The sequence below is a fragment of the Rhodococcus sp. WAY2 genome, assembly GCF_009859915.1.
GTDB classification, from domain to species: domain Bacteria; phylum Actinomycetota; class Actinomycetes; order Mycobacteriales; family Mycobacteriaceae; genus Rhodococcus_F; species Rhodococcus_F oxybenzonivorans.
Window position 1 is genome coordinate 4,198,467 of the sequence record NZ_CP046572.1, and the last position, 16,371, is coordinate 4,214,837.

Consider the following 16,371-nt stretch of genomic DNA (forward strand, 5'->3'; position numbering starts at 1 on the left):
GCGTAGCCCGTCGGCGACACCGGAAATTGGTGTGGTCAGGGCTCGATAGAACTCTCGCCGTAGCAGTCCCGCACCGCCACGTCCATGGGAAACCGCACCCGCGTGTCACCGAAGAGAAGGCGGGTGGCCACGTCGACGGCTCCGAGAACGTGCCGGGTAGCCGTCTCCGGGTTCCGGGTGTGCACCATCACCTCGTCGTGCTGGAAGAAGACGAGCTCGCTGTCGAAATCGTCGGCGAGCCGGCGTCGCAGATCGGCCAGCACACAGAGCGCCCATTCGGCGGCGGTGGCCTGCACGACGAAATTGCGCGTGAACCGCCCACGCGAACGGGCGTCACCGTGTGACCAGAAATCGGGTGCGGGCGGTGGGCAGGCCCGGCCGAGCCACGAATGCACCACCTCACCCCGTTCGCCTGCCCGGGCTGCCTTTTCCACGTACTCGACCGCGACAGGGAAACGCGTGCGCAGCAGGGTGAGTAGCGAACGGGCTTCACCCGCCGTGGCACCGTACAGAACGCCGAGGATCGCCACCTTGGCCTTGGCGCGGTCACCGTCGAACGTCTCTGCGGCTACCGGCGCGTACAGGTCGTCCGCGCCCGCCGCCGCCACCATGCGCGGGTCACCCGACATGGCCGCCAGAATGCGGGGCTCGAGCTGACCGGCGTCGGCGATGACGAAGGTGTGACCCGGGTCGGCGATCACGCTCGACCGGAGCGGCTTCGGAATTTGCAGCGCCCCGCCACCACGACTTGCCCAGCGGCCGGACACCACACCACCGGGCACGTAGACCGGCCGGAAGCGGTTGTCGCGGACCCAGCTGTCGAGCCACTGCCAGCCGTTGGTGCTGAACAACTTCGACAGGTCGCGGTGATGCAGGAGAAGGGGCACGGCGGGATGGTCGATCTCGCGCAGCAGATGCTTGCGCGTCGACACCAGTTCGATGCCCTCGCGGCGGAAGGCGTCGATTACCTCCACATGGGACGCCGGGTTGATGCTGCGGCCGAACGCCGCACCGATCTCGGCGGACACTGTCTGGATGCGTTGGGGAAGGTCGTACCCCACCGGGCGCGGTCCCAGTGCGGCTTCGAGGAACGCCTCGTGGGCGGGAGTCGAGAAGGGTAATCCGTCGAAACCCATTTCCGCGGCGGCGAGCGCGCCTGCCGACTCCGCCGCCACCAGCAGATCCAGCCGGGAATCGGTGCCGATCGTTTTCCGTTGTGCAGCGAAATTGGCGACCACCTGTTCAGGATCGGCGACCGGTGTGGTGTCGAACAGGCCGAGACGATCGTCGGTCAGCGGTTCCTCGGCGGGCGGCGCCGGAACCCCGTCGCGCATGCTCAGGATCGCGTGGGTGAGGGCGAGGTCGTGACAACGCCCCACCCGTATTCCGGCCCGCAGCAACGAGGGGTAGACGGCCGCGGTGCCGGCCCAGATCCAGCGGGGATGATCGGCGGCTTCGATGTCGCGCACAACAGCCGCGGCGTCGGAGTGATGTCGTGGCGATTCGAGCGGAACCCCGGCCGGATCGGTGCGGATCGTCGTCGCACCACCATCGGCGTCCGGAACCATCACCACTCTCACGGGCCCAGTCTGCTCCCCACCTCCGACAGGGCCGGGACGTCCCCGTCGGCAGCGAGGAAACCCGCAGGTAGGGCAGTACACTGAGGCAAGATGCTTCTCGCCGGAAGGAGGCGCATCCGATGGCAACCATCGAGGAGTTCGAGCGGTCGGTCACCGACAAGGTGATCGCCGGACTCCACTCCACATTCGCCGACTACAAGGCTCGGGGAGTCAGAGTGTCCGAACTCGGCGATCCCGATCAGTTCGTCGAAAGGATCCTGGCGGCCGCGCCGGCCCTGCATCCCTGGTACGAACAGTTCGGAACGTACTGGTCGAGTTCCTCCGCCTGATCTACGCTCCGGCCACGTCCACCGGTTCGGGTGCGTTCGGTGCCTTGTGTCGGCGATGCAGGCCCTTACGGTCGTAGAACCGGGTGACGACGGCCCCGAAGATCAGGCCGATGAGCAGACCTCCGGCGGTCATCCACACTGCATGGATGAGTCCTGCGTCGCCCTTCGCACCGAAGAACAAGATGGCGCGCACCCCGATGTAGATCTGGTGCATCGGCTCGAATTCGCCGAGCCAGGTGTACAAGCGTGGTGCAGCCTCGAGCGGGATGGTTCCTCCCGAGGAGGGCAGCGCGAGGACGACGAAGATCATCAGATTGATGAGCAGCCCGAGATTGCCGAACGCGGCCATCACCGACATGGCCGTGATACCCACAGCGGCGATGGCGAAAGCGCCGTACTCCCACAGGGCCAGCGGGTCCGTGATCGGCAGTCCCAGGGCCGAGCTGATCCACAAGTACAGCCCGGAAACGATTCCCGCGAGCAGTGTCATGAGGGCCCACTTGACCAGCAAGGTATTGAAACGCGAAATAGGCACCGCCTCGTTGTGCAGGTACAGCGGCCCGACCTCCGTAGGGGTGAATCCCAGCATGCCGTCGACGAGAGTGCTCGCGATGGTGGCGCCGGTGAATCCCGCAAGAACGAGGAGCAGGGCGTAGTAGAACGCCGCCAGACCGTATCCGGTGCCTTCGGGCAGCGGGTTGTGAGCGACGGTCCGGACGTCGATGGGGTCGGTGAGGACGAGCCGGCTGGCCCCCGACAGCTGGGCATCGGGTGTGGTGGCCGCGAGTTGCTGCGTCACCTGGGCGGTGAGTTGCTCGCCCATCGTCTGATTGGCCTTGTCCATCGCCATCTGACCGATGTTCGACACCAGATTGGCGCTGATCGTTCCTGCGCGCGGATTGGTGTAGATGGTGATGACAGGCCGCTCCACGTCACCGGGAATCACACTCGCCTGAGCCAGGATGAACGTGCGTTTCGTGAAGTCGCTCGGAATGACGATGGCACCGTAGAGGTCACCGTTGTCGAGTTTCGACTGCGCCTCGGCGATTCCGATCTGCCGGAGTTCCACCTTCTCGGGGTCGACACCCTCGATCAGCCCTGCCTCGATCTGGTCGCCGAGGTTCTGCTGCTGGGGCGGAGTCGAGCCGGGTAACGTGTCACCCTCGTCCTGGTTGACCAGCGCGATCGGGAAGTGGTCGAGATTCTTGGTGGGGTCGAGCATGCCGCCCATGTACAGCGCGGCCAACAGCGAAATGACGATCGACACCAGCAGCAGTGGTGCGATCCAGAAGCGTGGTGTCCGAAGCACGCTCGTCTTGCCGGACCCGCTCGTCTCGTGTGCCATTGCCCCTCGCGTCCTCCCGTGTCGACACCGGTCGACCCGCACACCCGACCAGCCGGGTCAAGCCTAGGCGGTCGTCCGGGAAATGCCGGGTCGACTCGAGGACTCGGCCGGGTCCCGGTCGTTGTCGGCGGCCGCCTTGTACGCCGATTCGGACATGCCGCGGTGCCAGTACCCGATGAGCAGCACCTGGGACCGATCGAGCCCGACCTCGGTGCGCAGGTATCGGCGGAGTTCGCGGACCGTCGCGGATTCGGCACCCACCCACGCGAACATCGCGGACCGGTCCGCGGGCAGGACAGTGGCACGGACGGAGTCGGCGAGGCGACTGGTACCGCCGCGGCGGTACAGCCATTCCACCTCGACACCGGCCGGATGACGTAGATCCTGGCGCTCGTGTTCGTCGGCGACGTCGATCAGCACCCGTCCCGACGCATCGGCGGGCAGGTCCTCGAGGATGGTCGCGATGGCGGGAAGTGCCGACTCGTCACCCGCCAGCAGGTACCACTGCGCGGGACGGATCGATTTACCGCCGCCGCCGAGCACACCCAGCCGATCACCGGGCGCGGCGCTCCGGAGCCACTCTGCAGCGACACCGTCGTCGCCGTGGTCGACGAAATGCACGTCCAGTTCGGCATTCTCCCGGCTGAGCCGTCGCACCGTGTACGTGCGTACCAGTTGCCGTCCCTCGGGCTCCGGCCACTGGTAGCGGCCGTCCACGTCGGGATCAGGAAGTAGCAGTCCGTGCACGGGATGCGGAAAGCACAACTTGATGTTGGGTACACACGATCCCGCGGCGTAGTCGAGTACCTCCGTCCCGGCGAACCGGACACACGTCATCCGTGGGGTGACCGGGCGAATGTCGGCGACCCGCAGAACAAGTGGGAGGCGGGGCGCGCTCATCGGGCCGCAGTGACGTCGAACCAGGCGTCGAGGGTCGGTTCGCCGACGAGGTCCACCAGATCGACGGAGGCGCCGGCCATCCGCCACCGCTCCACCAGCGCCATGACGCGCACCGAGTCCATGCCCTCGTCGAGGAGGTTCGCCGAATCGTCCAGTTCGGTCACCGGAACGCCGAGCACGTCGGCGACGTCCTCGCGAATCCGGTTCCGGCTGAGTGCGGTCTTCGGGGCAGAGCTCACTGGTTTCCCTCCGGTTCGTCGCTCGGAACTCGACTCGTTGAGCGTCTTCGGCGACATGGGGTAGGTTGCTGGGTTAGTGAAGCCTAAGCATAGTTCGTCGCTTCCGCGAGCGGGAACGGCGAACTGCTGCAACCGAGTGTGAATGGATGACGATGGCTGGATTCTCGAGGTACGCAATCGACTTGACACCGTTACGGACGAGTCGCGAATTCCGGTACATCTTCGTTGCCCGTACCATTTCGATCTTCGGCCTGGGACTGCTGCTCGTGGCGGTGCCGCTGCAGGTGTACGACATGACCGGTTCCACACTCTCGGTCGGCGCGGCCAGCATCGTCGTCGGATCGTCGGTGTTCATCGGAACGTTGTTCGGTGGAGTGATCGCGGACAGGTACGACCGACGACCCGTGATCGCCCTCGCGCGAGCCAGTGCGGGTATCGCCTTCGCGATCCTGGCGGTCAACGCGTTTCTGCCGACGCCGCAGCTGTGGGTGATCTACCTGTGTGGCGTGATCGAGGGACTGGCAGGCGGGATCTCGTCGACGGCTCTGATGGCCGTGATCCCGTCGCTGCTGCCGAAGGACAAGATGGCGGCCGCTGGGGCACTGATGACGGTCATGGCCGACCTCGGCACCGTCGCGTCGCCGGCGATCGGCGGCGTGATCATCGCGACCACGTCGGTGGGCACGAATTACGTGCTCGCCGCTGTCTCCTCGGCGATCACCGCCTACTGCATCGCTCGGTTGCCCTCGCTGCCACCACCTGTCAAGAACACCGAGGGTCCCCTGCGTTCGATCGCCAGCGGGTTCACCTACGCCGCCAAGGATTCCGTGGTGGGCGGCACTCTGCTCGTGGGCTTCTGCGCGATGATGCTGACGGGTTGGAACGTTCTGCTGCCCGCCTATGCGAGCGAGGTGCTCCACACCGGCCCCGCCGCAACCGGATTCCTCTACAGCGCCCCCGCCGTGGGCGCTCTCACCGGATCGCTCACCAGCGGCTGGACCGGGACGGCCCGTCGAGGCGGACTCGTGGTATTTCTGGCCGCGATGATCGCAGCGGGAGGCCTGGTGGGAGTCGGCGCCGTGCCGATGTTCGCCGTCACGTTCCTCGGCCTGGCGGCACACGGATTCGGGCGGGTAGTCGGTGACATCCTGCGATACGCCGTGATTCAGACCGAGACGCCGGAGGAATACCGGGGCCGCGTCGCCGGTGTGTGGGGTGCGCAGATCTCCACCGGTTCGGCAGCCGGAGCACTTGTCGCCGGTGCCGTCGGTGCCGCAGTCGGGCCGCGGGAAGCATTCCTGCTCTACGGAGCCGGTGGCATCGCCGTGCTCGCCGTCCTGGCACTCGTCCTGAAGGGACTGCGCACCTACAGCAGTGCCGCCGCCGAGGACGTCTCGGCGGCGGCACAGTGACTCTGGGAAGAAACTAGCTGGTCGAGACGTTGTTCGCGGCCTGCGAGAGCTGCGGAACCAGCTTCTCGAGCAGCCACGGCATGCTCAGGACATTCGGTGAGCTCGACGCGAACACCAGCGGCGGGTCGGTCAGGCCGAGGTAGGAGTTGGTGCGCACCGACTTCAGACCGGCGAACAGCGGGTTCGACTGCACCTCGTTCTGCAACTCCGGCGACAGATACCACGCGAGCAGTACATCCGGGTTGTACGTGGGCAGCAGTTCGAGGCTGACCGGAGCCGCGAACTTGGTCTGGTCGCTCTTCTCCCGAAGCTGTTGCGCGAGTGGGTCGACGGTGAATCCGAGGCTGGCGAGCATCTTCAGCCGCGGATCGGTGTCGAAATAGAAGTTGTACGAGCCCGGCTCGGTGCCGCTGCCGAACGCCACGGTCTTGCCGGCGAACTCGGGATGCTGCGACTTCTGCTCGGCCAGCGTCTCCTGCGTCTTCGTGACCAGTTCCTCGGCCTGCGCGGACCGTCCGAGAGCCTTTCCGACGGTGGTGATCTGGTCTTCCCAGCTGGTCGCCCAGCGCCGTTCCGGATATGCCACCGTGGGCGCGATGGCCGACAGCTTGTCGAACTGCTCCTGGTTCAGTCCCGAGTGCACGGCGAGGATGACATCAGGATCGAGCGATGCAATCTGCTCGTACGGCATCTCCTTGCTCGACGCCGTCAGCAGTGTGGGCTCGGCGTTCGGGTCGAGTTCCTCGAGGCGTGCGCGCGACCACGGCAGGAGGCCGTCGTCGGTTCCGGTATCGGACTTCATGTTCTGGACGGCGACGGGAACGACGCCGAGCGAGAGTGCGGCATCTTCGCTGCCCCAGCCGAGCGTGATCACACGCTGGGGGGCTTCCGCGATCTCGGCGGTGCCCAGTGCCGACGAAATCGACACCGGGAAGGCCGACGCATCGGCCTGTCCGGTGGCGGATGCCGTCGAGTCGGTCGAGTCGGATGTCGACTCGCTGCAGGCACCGGCCAGCAGAGCGGTTGCCGCGAGCATCACGATCCCGGCTCTGCGCCAATATCTTCCGGACGTTGTCATCGATCTCCCTGTTCTCTTACTTGATGGGTCTGTGGGGTGTGTGAGCCGAACGCGGCCAGTGCTTCGTTCACCACCGTGCCGACCTCCCCGATCCAGCGGGGTTGGGTCATGTCCTTGTGCTCACAGTCGAGGTCGTGATTGACGATCGTGCCGTTCACGAAGGGCTCCCAGAGTCGGTGCGTGGCCGCAGTGGCGGGATTGCGTGCCGCCGTGAAGAAGAGCAGGTCGGAATTGACGACGATCTGCGAGGGCTCGGACTCGAGGCGCACGGCGTTGGCGAAGTTGTCGATCATCGCAGCGGGGGTGTGCTCGTTGATGCCGGCGAGGGCGCTGCCCTCGCCGCGGAGGATGTCGATCACCTGCTGCCTCGTCAGTCCCTCCGCGAGAAGCGGTTCCGGGTCGTACCCGACCATGTACAGCAGTGCGGCCAGCGCGTCCTGCTCCGTCGGCATGGACGCCCAGGCGTCGGACGGGAAGGAGTCGAGCATCACCAGCATGCCCAGCTCGTCACCCTGCTCCTGGAGCGCGCCCGCGATGGCGTGTGCCACCACGCCGCCGAGCGACCAGCCGAGGAGGTGGTACGGCCCGGTCGGTTGCACCGCGCGCATGTGCTCGAGGTACTCGGCGGCCATGTCCTGAAGGGTCTCGGGTGGGCGGGACGAGGTCGACAGGTTCGACGCCTGCACCCCGTACAGCGGGTAGTCGGGGTCGATGTGCCGCAGCAGTCCCGAATACCCCCAGCTGATCCCGCCTGCAGGGTGGAAGCAGAACACGGGCGGCCGGGAGCCCTCGGTGCGGAACGGCAGCAGGACGGCGAGCGCGTCGGCGTCGGAATCGTCGTCGAGGCGGCCGGCGAGTTGCGCGACGGTCGGCGCGGCGAACAATGACGCCACCGTCGCGGTCACGGACAGCCGTTTCGAGATCTCACTCATCAGCCCCGCGGCCATCAGCGAGTGGCCGCCGAGGTCGAAGAAGCTGTCGTCGATACCGACTCGCTCGAGACCGAGTGCCTCGGCGAACAACTGGCACAGCACTTCCTCGCGTGCCGTGCGGGGACCACGCTCGGACACCTGCAACGACAGGTGCGGGATGGGCAGCGACGACTGGTCGAGCTTGCCGTTCGGGAGGGTCGGGAACTCCTCGACCGCAATGAATGCCGCGGGAATCATGTAGTCGGGCAGGCGGCTGGCGGCACGGCGGTGCAGTTGGTCGGGGTCGATGCGGCCGCCGGGAACCGACGTGGCATACGCGACCAGACGTTGATCTCCGGGCCGGTCCTCACGCACCACGACAACGACGTGCTCGACGTCCGGGTCGCCGGCGAGCACGGACTCGATCTCGTTGAGTTCGATGCGGAACCCCCGCACCTTGACCTGCGTGTCGGCGCGGCCGGTGAAGTAGATCTGCCCGTCCCGGCCCCACCACACCACGTCCGATGTCCGGTACATGCGGGTGCCGGGGTCACCGAACGGGTCGGCGACGAATCGTTCGGCGGTCTTGGTGCTCTGGTGACGATAACCCTGGGTGACGCTGGCTCCGGCAAGATACAGCTCACCGGAGACCCCGGGTGGCACCGGCCGCAATCCCGAATCCAATACGTACGCATGCTTACCCGGATCGATGACGCCGATCGGCACCGGGCCCTCGTGTCCCGGCCGCACCAGGGCCAGCGTGGAATTGACCGTGCACTCGGTGGGACCGTAGGCGTTGAACAACCGCCGGCCGGGCGCATACCGCTCGATCAGCTGGGCAGGGAGTTTCTCGGCACCGAGCATGAGATCGACTCCGTCGGGGATCGAATGCTCGGGCGGGAACGCGGCCGCGAAAGATGGCGGGACACCCACGAAGTTCACGCGGTGGTCGCGGATGACGCGCGCGAGCGGTTCACCCGGAACCCGGTCTGCGTCCGTGGCGACCACCAGCGTTCCGCCCGACAGCAGTCCCCACATGATCTGCCAGAACGCGAGATCGAAACTGATCGAGGAGAAGTGCAGTGCCCGGGTAGTGGAGTCCATCCCGATCACGTCCGACTGCAACGACAACAGGTCCGCGATACCGCGATGCGGAACCACGACGCCCTTCGGCACACCCGTCGAACCGGACGTGTAGATCAGATACGCCGCGTCGTCGAGTCGCAGTGGCCGGGTGCGATCACGGTCCGTGACAGGTACGGCGGGGTGCGCGGACAGAAGCGTCCGAACCTCGGGGTCATCCAGGTCGATCAGCGGAATGCTGCTGCCCAGCGGGCTGCGATCCGGTACCCCGACGGACGAGGTGACGACGGCGACCGGGGAGCCGTCGGCGAGCATGTGCGCGATCCTGTCCGCCGGATACGTGGGGTCGATCGGTAGGTAGGCGGCACCGCTCTTCAGCACGGCGAGAACGGCGACGATCAACTCGGCTGATCGGTCGAGCGCGAGGGCGACCACGTCTCCCGGTCCCGCACCCCGCGCAATCAACAGCCGCGCAAGCATATTCGCGCGCGTATCGAGCTCGCCGTACGAAAGGGACGTCGCCGGCCGGACACCGCGTCCCACGGCGAGAGCCTCGGCGTGCGGCGTGCGGGCCACCTGCGCGGAGAAGTACTCGTCGAACGTGCGGGCCTCGATGCTGTGGCCCCGGTGTGACCACGTGCCGAGCACCTGCGCACGCTCGACGTCGGTGAGGATGTCGAGTCTGGTGATGGATTCGTCAGAACGGGCCACGAGTCGCTCAATCACCACGGCGAGGCGATCGGCCAGTGAATCGACGGTGACGTCGTCGAACAGTTCGGTGGAGTACTCGATGGTCACGTCGACCCCGCCCCGACCGGCGTGTTCCTGGAAGCGAAGTGCCAGGTCGAATTTCGCGGACGTGGCGTCGAGCATCCGCACCGACGATTCCGCGCCGTCGAACCGCTGCGGTGAACCGTCGTCCTTCCAGTGCGACAGCATCACCTGGAAGAGCGGATGGCGGGCGCTGGACCGCGGCGGGTTGACCAGTTCGACGATACGGTTGAAGGGGACGTCGGAGTGGTCGACCGCCTCGAGGTCGACCCTCCGCACGCGGTCGAGCAGCTCGTCGAATGTGGGAGCCCCCGACACATCGGTGCGAAGGACGACGGTGTTGACGAAGCAGCCCACCATGCCGTCGAGGTCGGGGTGGCTGCGGCCGGCGACGGGGACACCCAGCGCGATGTCTTCACCGGCACCGAGTCGCTCCAGCAGCACCGCGACTGCGGCGTGGACGATCATGAAGAAACTGGCGCGCCGCTCCGTCGCGAGCGCTTCGATCGCGGCGTGCAGCGACGGCGGCAAGGTGCGGTGCACGCTGGCACCGCGATGGGTCGGCAGCGCTGGGCGCGGCCGGTCCGTGCGCCAACCGAGCTCCAGCGGCAGCCCTGCCAGTTGCTTCTCCCAGTAGTCGAGCCGGCCGCCGGAGGCACGTTCACGCTGCCAGACCGCGACATCCGGATACTGCAGGGGGAGAGGTTCGAACACCGGCGGGCGGCCGGCGCGGCGGGCGTTGTAGGCGAAGGCCAGGTCGCCGAGCAGTTTCGACTGCGACCACTCGTCCCCGATGATGTGATGGATCAACAGGACGAGGGTGTGCTGCGGTTCGTACAGGACGGCGCGCAGCGGTGGTTGCTCGGCCAGTCCGAGGCCCACCGTGGTGATTGCCGAGATGTGGGCTTCGATGTTGCCGATGTTGCCGACCCGTTCGAGGCGGACCTTCGATTGCTCGGCGGGCAGCACCACCTGCTGCGGAACGGAGTCGACGAGGGGGAAGACCGTGCGCAGCGACTGATGCCTGGTGACGACGTCCGTGAGTGCAAGGGCGAGAGCGTCCGAGTCCGGCGCGACGTCGAAGTCCACCGCCAGGCCGAGGAGATACGTTCCGCCGCCCGCGGCGCTGTCGAGGAACCAGAGCCGTTCCTGCGCGGGAGACAACGGCACAGCCGTGCCCTCGGGAATGTTCCGCGCGAAGGGGCCGGACGCGGTGCCCGTTCTCCCGGTCTCGTCGACGCGCGCGGCCACTCCGGCCACGGTGGGATTGTCGAAGATCGTCGCAACTCGCAGCGCGACACCGAGTTCCGCACCGATCGACGACACCAGGGCGGCCGCCAGCAGGGAGTTGCCGCCCAGCGCGAAGAAGTCGTCGTGAATGCCGATCTGCTCGGCCCCGAGCGCAGCGATGAACAGGGGAAGGATGCGGTGTTCGGTGTCCGTGCGGGGACCTTCAGCGGATGCCCCACGCCAACGCGGGACGGGCAGTGCCGCCTTGTCGACTTTGCCGTGGGACGTCAGCGGCAACCGCTCGAGAAGCGTCAGCGTGGACGGTGTCATGTACCCGGGGAGCGTGCGTATCAGGTGCCCCCGCACCGCGTCCTCGATGTCGTCCGGATCGGTCCCGGGTTCGGGCACGACATACCCGACGATCCTGTCGTCCCCGGCCTTCGGTGCATAGACGGTGGCGACGGCGGCACGCACCCCGGACACCGCGGTCATCGCGGCCGCGATCTCGCCGAGTTCGACGCGGTACCCACGCAATTGGATCTGGTCGTCGATCCGGCCGCGGTAGTCGAGGGAACCGGTGGCGTCGTAGCGCGCGAGATCGCCTGTGCGGTACATCCGTTGCCCGCCCGGCACGAACGGGTCGGCGACGAACCTGCTCGCGGTCAGCCCGCGACGGCCGAGATACCCCGGCGACACACCGGGCCCCGACACATAGATTTCTCCGGTGATGCCCGACGGTACCGGACGCAGCCCCGGTCCGAGGACGTAGGTGCGCAGATCACCGAGGGGAACCCCGATGTCGACGGAATCGGGAGTGGTGACCCGAGCTGCCGTGACATGCACCGTGGTCTCGGTGATGCCGTACATGTTGATCAGTTCGGTGTCACCAGGTGAGCCCGCGGCGAACCAGGAACGCAGAACGGCGGGATCGAGTTCCTCCCCGCCGAAGACGACGTAGCGCAGGCGAAGTCGCTCCCGCGCACCCTCGGCGTCGAGTGCATCGACCAGATGGCCGAAGGCCGACGGTGTCTGGTTCAGCACGGTGACACCCTCGTCGACCAGCAGCGCCGCGAGGTCCGCGGGCGAGGTGACGACATCCTCCGGGACGGTGACGAGACGCCCGCCGTAGAGCAGGGCTCCCCACATCTCCCACACGGAGAAGTCGAAGGCATACGAGTGCAGCAGTGGCCAGCAGTCGTCGGCGGTGAAGGTGAACCACTCACGGGACGCCGCGAACAGGCGCATCACGTTGCGGTGCGGGATGGGAACTCCCTTGGGCACACCGGTGGAGCCGGACGTGTAGATGATGTACGCGATGTCGTCGGCGCGAACCGTGCTGTCCGGGTAGGTCGAGTGTTCGGTCTCGGTGACGTGGTGGTAGATGCGGGGTAGGTGGCCCAACAGTTCGGTGGAGCCGATGGCCAGAGTCGGTTCGGCGTCTTCGAGGATGAAGCGGACGCGTTCTGCCGGTGACGAGGGATCGATGGGGAGATAGGTCGCACCGCACCGCAGGACAGCGAGGATCGCGACGATCAGGTCGGTGCCCCTCGGCAGGCTGACGGCCACCACGGTGCCGCGGCCGGCGCCTGCGTCCTGAAGTCGACGCGCGAGAATCCCGCTGCGGCAAGCGAGTTCCCGGTACGTCAGCTCGTTCACCGCCCGACGATCCGCGTGACGGCCCGCCTGCGCAAGGAAGGTGGAGACGATCGTTTCGGCATCGGCATCGGCATCGGCCTGCTTACTCCGGTGCAGTCCGGCCGACGACTGCCACAGCGCCCACTCGTCGGCGGCGCAGAGGTCTACGGTCGCTACCGGCCCGGGCGCGGACGAGATTCGCTCGAGGTACTGCGCGAACCGGTGCAGGTGGACCCGCATCTCGTCTGCGCTGTATACCAGCGGATTTCCGGCCCATTCGAGGGTGAGGTGGTCGCCTGCGCCGGTCACCGAGATCACCACGTCATCCACCGGGCCGGTGGCCACCTGATGGATCACACCGTCCGACGGGCCGAAACGTAGAGCCGCGTCGAAGGGTTTGACGTTGACCACCGGCCCGCCGCCTGCACTCCGATGGGTGCTCCGGACCCGCTGGAACGGGCGCGCTTTCGTCAGCTCGGCCGTCGTCCTGGCGATCACGTCGGCGAAGGTGGGGTGCCCGCCGAGTGAGAGACGGAGCGGCACGACGTTCGTCGCGGTGACCGGCGACGCGAGTTCCACGCCTGTGCGTGCGAGCACCGGGACCCGGAGAGTCACCTCGTCGGCGCCGGTGTGGGCGGCGAGGTAGCCGGCGGCCGCAGCGTAGACCGCGTCCGCCCACGTGGCGCCGTGTGCGGAGGCGGAGTCGCGCAAACCGGTCGACACGTCCGGCCCGAGTGTGAGTGCGACGCGGTGCGGATCCGCAGTCGGGCGGCGGGTGCTGTCGGAGAAGGTGACGGAAGTGCTCGCTCGCGGCTGCGGTTCGGGTAGGGCGGAGTCGAGTTGCCGGGCCTGCTCGACGTGATCCCGCAGTGTGGGAAAACGGGCGGGCCGTGGATCGGTGCCCTGGTGGAAAGCGGTGTAGAGGGCGGCGACCCGGCGCGTGAGAAGCGAATAGCCGTACGCGTCGAGAAGAACGTGTGGGGCCCGCAGATACCAGAGGGCACCGGTGTCCACGCGGATGACGGCAGTGCGCACCAGCGGACCGGCCGAGAGGAGGTCGAGCGGTCGGCGGACATCCGCCCGCATCCACTCGAGGGCGGCGTCTCGGCTCAGCTCCAAGGTCTCGACCTCGGGACTGCGATCGTGCAGCTGCAGTACGTCGACGGGTTCGGCATCGGGCTCGGCGTCGAACCGAACCGACAGCACCTCGGCCTCGTCGATCACCGTGCGTACGGCCCTCGTCAGCGCCCCGATGTCCACGGTTCCGTCGATGTCGACGTACTCGGCTGTGGTGTAGGCCGATCCGGTCTCGTCGAGCTGATGCCCGGCCCACAACTCACATTGAGCAGCGGTCAGGCGCAGTGCTGTAGTGCCCTCCGCGGTTTCCGCGGCGGACGGCGACGATATCGAGAGGGACATCTGACGGTGCTCCTGGTATTTGTCGGCGTGGGTTTCCGGATTGCGACCTCTGCGGTGGTCAGCCGACTTCGAGGGGGGCGAGCGCGGATACCAGGGCGTCGGTGGTGAGCACCGAGCCGCATCGCTTAGACGCGTATGTCAATGCCATCAGATGTTCTTCACGACTGAAATCCGCGGTCGCGTCGGAAACGAGGAAGGGTTGGACGTCCGACATGAAAGCCTCGGCCGCGCTGAGCATGCACCCCATGTGCGTGTAGACGCCGGTGACGATCAGCTGATCACGACCGTGGTGGCCCAGCAGCTGCCGGAGGTCGGTGCGCTGAAATGCCGAATACCGCCACTTCGTCACCTGGATGTCGCCGGCGCGTGGTGCCAGCGGTTCGATCACCTCGGTGTCGCGGCCCGACGAAAGCCCGGGTCCCCAGAAATCGGCGAGAATGCCACGTCGTGAGGGGTGTTGGTCGCCCGGTTGCATCGTGTAGACGACAGGAATCCCTGCAAGCGAGCATGCTTCGCGGATCCGGATCATGTTGGCGAGCGCGGTCGACATCGGCTCCGAGTGCACGTCGTAGGCGTCGATGAAGTAGTTCTGCATGTCGTGGATGAGCAGTGCGGACCGTCGAGGGTCGAGACGCCAGGAGACTTTCGATTCGGGTACTTCGGAAACATCCGGAATCGGGTACGTCGCGATCGGCGGGATGGCCATGTATTCCCTCACTGTCGGTCGAGCCTTGGAAGAACCCCTCGGACATTCGGTTAGGCTAACCTTTGCTACATCGCTTGTGCAATCGGTACGTCCTGCGCTCGGGGAAGACCGGAGGAGGCGTCGCACAGTAAGGTGACACACCGGTGGGGGCCGGTCACGGGCCTCACGTGCCGGAGCCGCCGAGCCAGGAGAGACCGTTGACCAAGCTGCTGTTGTTGCTGCTGATCGTTGTCGTGATCGTCGGCATCGTGCTGATTCTGCGGAGCCGGACAGGCAAGAAGTCTGCGCCCCCAGCCCGCGTCGATCCGCTCGCCGACTACCCCGAGGTATACGACCCGTACAAGATCGGTGTCGGCGACATCATCACGTACGCAGGCATCGACCACGTGGTGCGCGGCACGATCACCCTCGACGAAGAGGGATACATCTGGCACGAACACCTGCTCGACGGCTCGACCGGGCAACGGTGGCTGACCGTCGAGAACGACGAGGGCAACCTCGAGATGACGCTGTGGATGCGGCGTGAAGGCACCGGACTCGAGCCGAACGGTGACGTCATCCTCGACGACCGGGTGCACCGGCAGATCGAGCGTGGTACCGCCTCGTTCACCGCGGAAGGCACTACCGGAACGGCGCCCAGCGGCATCGTCGACTACGCGGACTACGAGACCGCCGACAAGACCGGACTGCTGTCGTTCGAGCGCTGGGCCCGGACGCAGTCGTGGGAGGTATCCACGGGCCGCGCCGTCACCCGCAGTGAGCTGACCGTCATCCATTCGGGTCCACCGCAATGACGTTGCACATCCTGGACGTCGAGTCACGGGATGTGACGGCCCGCGCACTCGGTCTCGTCGTGAACGCCGAAATCCCGGTTCCACTGGCACAACTCACCGTCGTGAACGGCGACGACTCCGTCGTCCTCGGTGTGCTCGGTGCGTCACACGCGGTCAAAGCCTCTCTCGGCGGGCACCACATCACCGAGCAGGTGTCGTGTGATGCGGTGCGGGTCGGCGGGCAGCCGCTGCCCGTGTCCGAGAGGGCGAGTGGATACCACTTCACGTCCGACACCCGGACGGTCGACCGCGTCCACCTCGAAGAAACTGCCGACTGGCTGCGCCGTCAGGCCACCGAGGCGGACGGATGGATCTGCGGATCGTTCCCCGGCGACCCCACCGCGTTGACGGCCCTGACCGCACAGTCGGGGCACGCGGGCGGGTGGGCCTGGCAGACGTGGCACCTGTATCCGGGCGAGAAGGACGGGGTAATCGTGGAGACGCGAAGCAGGTGGCAGCCATGACACGCAACGCCAGGCGAGCGCTGATCGCCCCGCTCCTACTCGTGATGCTGGTGCTCACCGCCTGCGGCGGCAACATCCGCGACTTCATCGGAGACACGTACGCGCTCCAGAACACCTCCGGCGACGCCAGGACGTACACATCCAAGGATCCCATCGGAACCACGGTGTCGAAAATTGTCAGCGAAGAAGCGCCGGCCGCCCGCAAAGCCGACGGTGGCAGCGAGTACCTGCGCTACGACGACGACATCGTCACCGTCAGCGGGGCTCCGGGCGGCGGCAGCCTCATCCGCGTCGAAGACATCGACGGCCGATACCGAAGCGGTGGATTCGCCTACCTGGGGCCGGGATTCAACCCCGGCTCACCGGCCGGTGGCGCGGGCGGCAGTGGCGGATCCGGCGATGCCAAATGACCATCGACTTACAACTCGGGAGTAGT

The 16,371-nt window shown here is 66.8% G+C and carries 12 protein-coding genes; 5 read left to right on the top strand and 7 right to left on the bottom strand.

Annotation, left to right across the window (positions count from 1 at the left end):
- Positions 1–35: 35 nt before the first annotated feature.
- Positions 36–1,580, bottom strand: a complete 1,545-nt coding sequence (locus GFS60_RS19290; RefSeq protein ID WP_159923703.1) for a bifunctional 3'-5' exonuclease/DNA polymerase — start codon at positions 1,578–1,580, stop codon at positions 36–38.
- Between the two features lie 119 nt (positions 1,581–1,699).
- On the opposite strand from GFS60_RS19290, the gene GFS60_RS19295 reads away from it, so the two are divergent.
- A complete protein-coding gene (locus GFS60_RS19295; protein WP_159923704.1) occupies positions 1,700–1,909 on the top strand; it encodes a hypothetical protein in 210 nt (69 codons plus the stop codon).
- Between the two features lies 1 nt (position 1,910).
- Here GFS60_RS19295 and GFS60_RS19300 read toward each other — a convergent pair whose 3' ends face one another.
- The 3 genes from GFS60_RS19300 to GFS60_RS19310 all read right to left on the bottom strand — a co-directional run bounded on the left by GFS60_RS19300 (position 1,911) and on the right by GFS60_RS19310 (position 4,393).
- Positions 1,911–3,254 (bottom strand): YhgE/Pip domain-containing protein, encoded by a 1,344-nt coding sequence (locus GFS60_RS19300; RefSeq protein ID WP_159923705.1) that lies wholly within the window; start codon positions 3,252–3,254, stop codon positions 1,911–1,913.
- 63 nt (positions 3,255–3,317) lie between these two features.
- The gene (locus GFS60_RS19305) at positions 3,318–4,154 is read right to left on the bottom strand and encodes a siderophore-interacting protein (protein ID WP_159923706.1); all 837 of its coding nucleotides are present in this window, start codon (positions 4,152–4,154) and stop codon (positions 3,318–3,320) included.
- Positions 4,151–4,393, bottom strand: coding sequence for a phosphopantetheine-binding protein (locus GFS60_RS19310; protein ID WP_159923707.1), 243 nt, complete (start codon positions 4,391–4,393; stop codon positions 4,151–4,153). The genes GFS60_RS19305 and GFS60_RS19310 overlap by 4 nt, the downstream gene beginning before the upstream one ends.
- 152 nt (positions 4,394–4,545) lie before the next feature.
- Between GFS60_RS19310 and entS the strand changes: the two genes are divergently transcribed.
- Entirely contained in the window at positions 4,546–5,805 is a 1,260-nt protein-coding gene (entS, locus tag GFS60_RS19315) for an enterobactin transporter EntS (protein WP_159927351.1), read from the top strand.
- A 13-nt stretch (positions 5,806–5,818) separates the two neighbouring features.
- Here entS and GFS60_RS19320 read toward each other — a convergent pair whose 3' ends face one another.
- Genes GFS60_RS19320 through GFS60_RS19330 form a run of 3 tightly spaced genes read right to left on the bottom strand, consistent with a single transcriptional unit; the run spans position 5,819 to position 14,638 of the window.
- Positions 5,819–6,883, bottom strand: a complete 1,065-nt coding sequence (locus GFS60_RS19320; RefSeq protein ID WP_159923708.1) for an iron-siderophore ABC transporter substrate-binding protein — start codon at positions 6,881–6,883, stop codon at positions 5,819–5,821.
- On the bottom strand, positions 6,880–13,932 hold the full coding sequence (locus tag GFS60_RS19325; RefSeq protein ID WP_159923709.1) for an amino acid adenylation domain-containing protein: 7,053 nt from the start codon (positions 13,930–13,932) through the stop codon (positions 6,880–6,882). The genes GFS60_RS19320 and GFS60_RS19325 overlap by 4 nt, the downstream gene beginning before the upstream one ends.
- Positions 13,933–13,990: 58 nt before the next feature.
- Positions 13,991–14,638: an isochorismatase family protein gene (locus tag GFS60_RS19330; RefSeq protein ID WP_109333727.1), complete on the bottom strand. Its 648-nt coding sequence runs from the start codon at positions 14,636–14,638 to the stop codon at positions 13,991–13,993.
- Between the two features lie 197 nt (positions 14,639–14,835).
- On the opposite strand from GFS60_RS19330, the gene GFS60_RS19335 reads away from it, so the two are divergent.
- The 3 genes from GFS60_RS19335 to GFS60_RS19345 are packed head-to-tail and all read left to right on the top strand — an operon-like array spanning position 14,836 to position 16,345.
- Positions 14,836–15,432, top strand: coding sequence for a DUF4178 domain-containing protein (locus tag GFS60_RS19335; protein WP_109333725.1), 597 nt, complete (start codon positions 14,836–14,838; stop codon positions 15,430–15,432).
- A complete protein-coding gene (locus GFS60_RS19340; RefSeq protein WP_159923710.1) occupies positions 15,429–15,935 on the top strand; it encodes a DUF2617 family protein in 507 nt (168 codons plus the stop codon). The genes GFS60_RS19335 and GFS60_RS19340 overlap by 4 nt, the downstream gene beginning before the upstream one ends.
- Positions 15,932–16,345 (top strand): DUF4247 domain-containing protein, encoded by a 414-nt coding sequence (locus GFS60_RS19345; RefSeq protein WP_201453403.1) that lies wholly within the window; start codon positions 15,932–15,934, stop codon positions 16,343–16,345. Before GFS60_RS19340 ends, GFS60_RS19345 begins: the two co-directional genes overlap by 4 nt.
- The last annotated feature ends 26 nt before the right edge of the window (positions 16,346–16,371 follow it).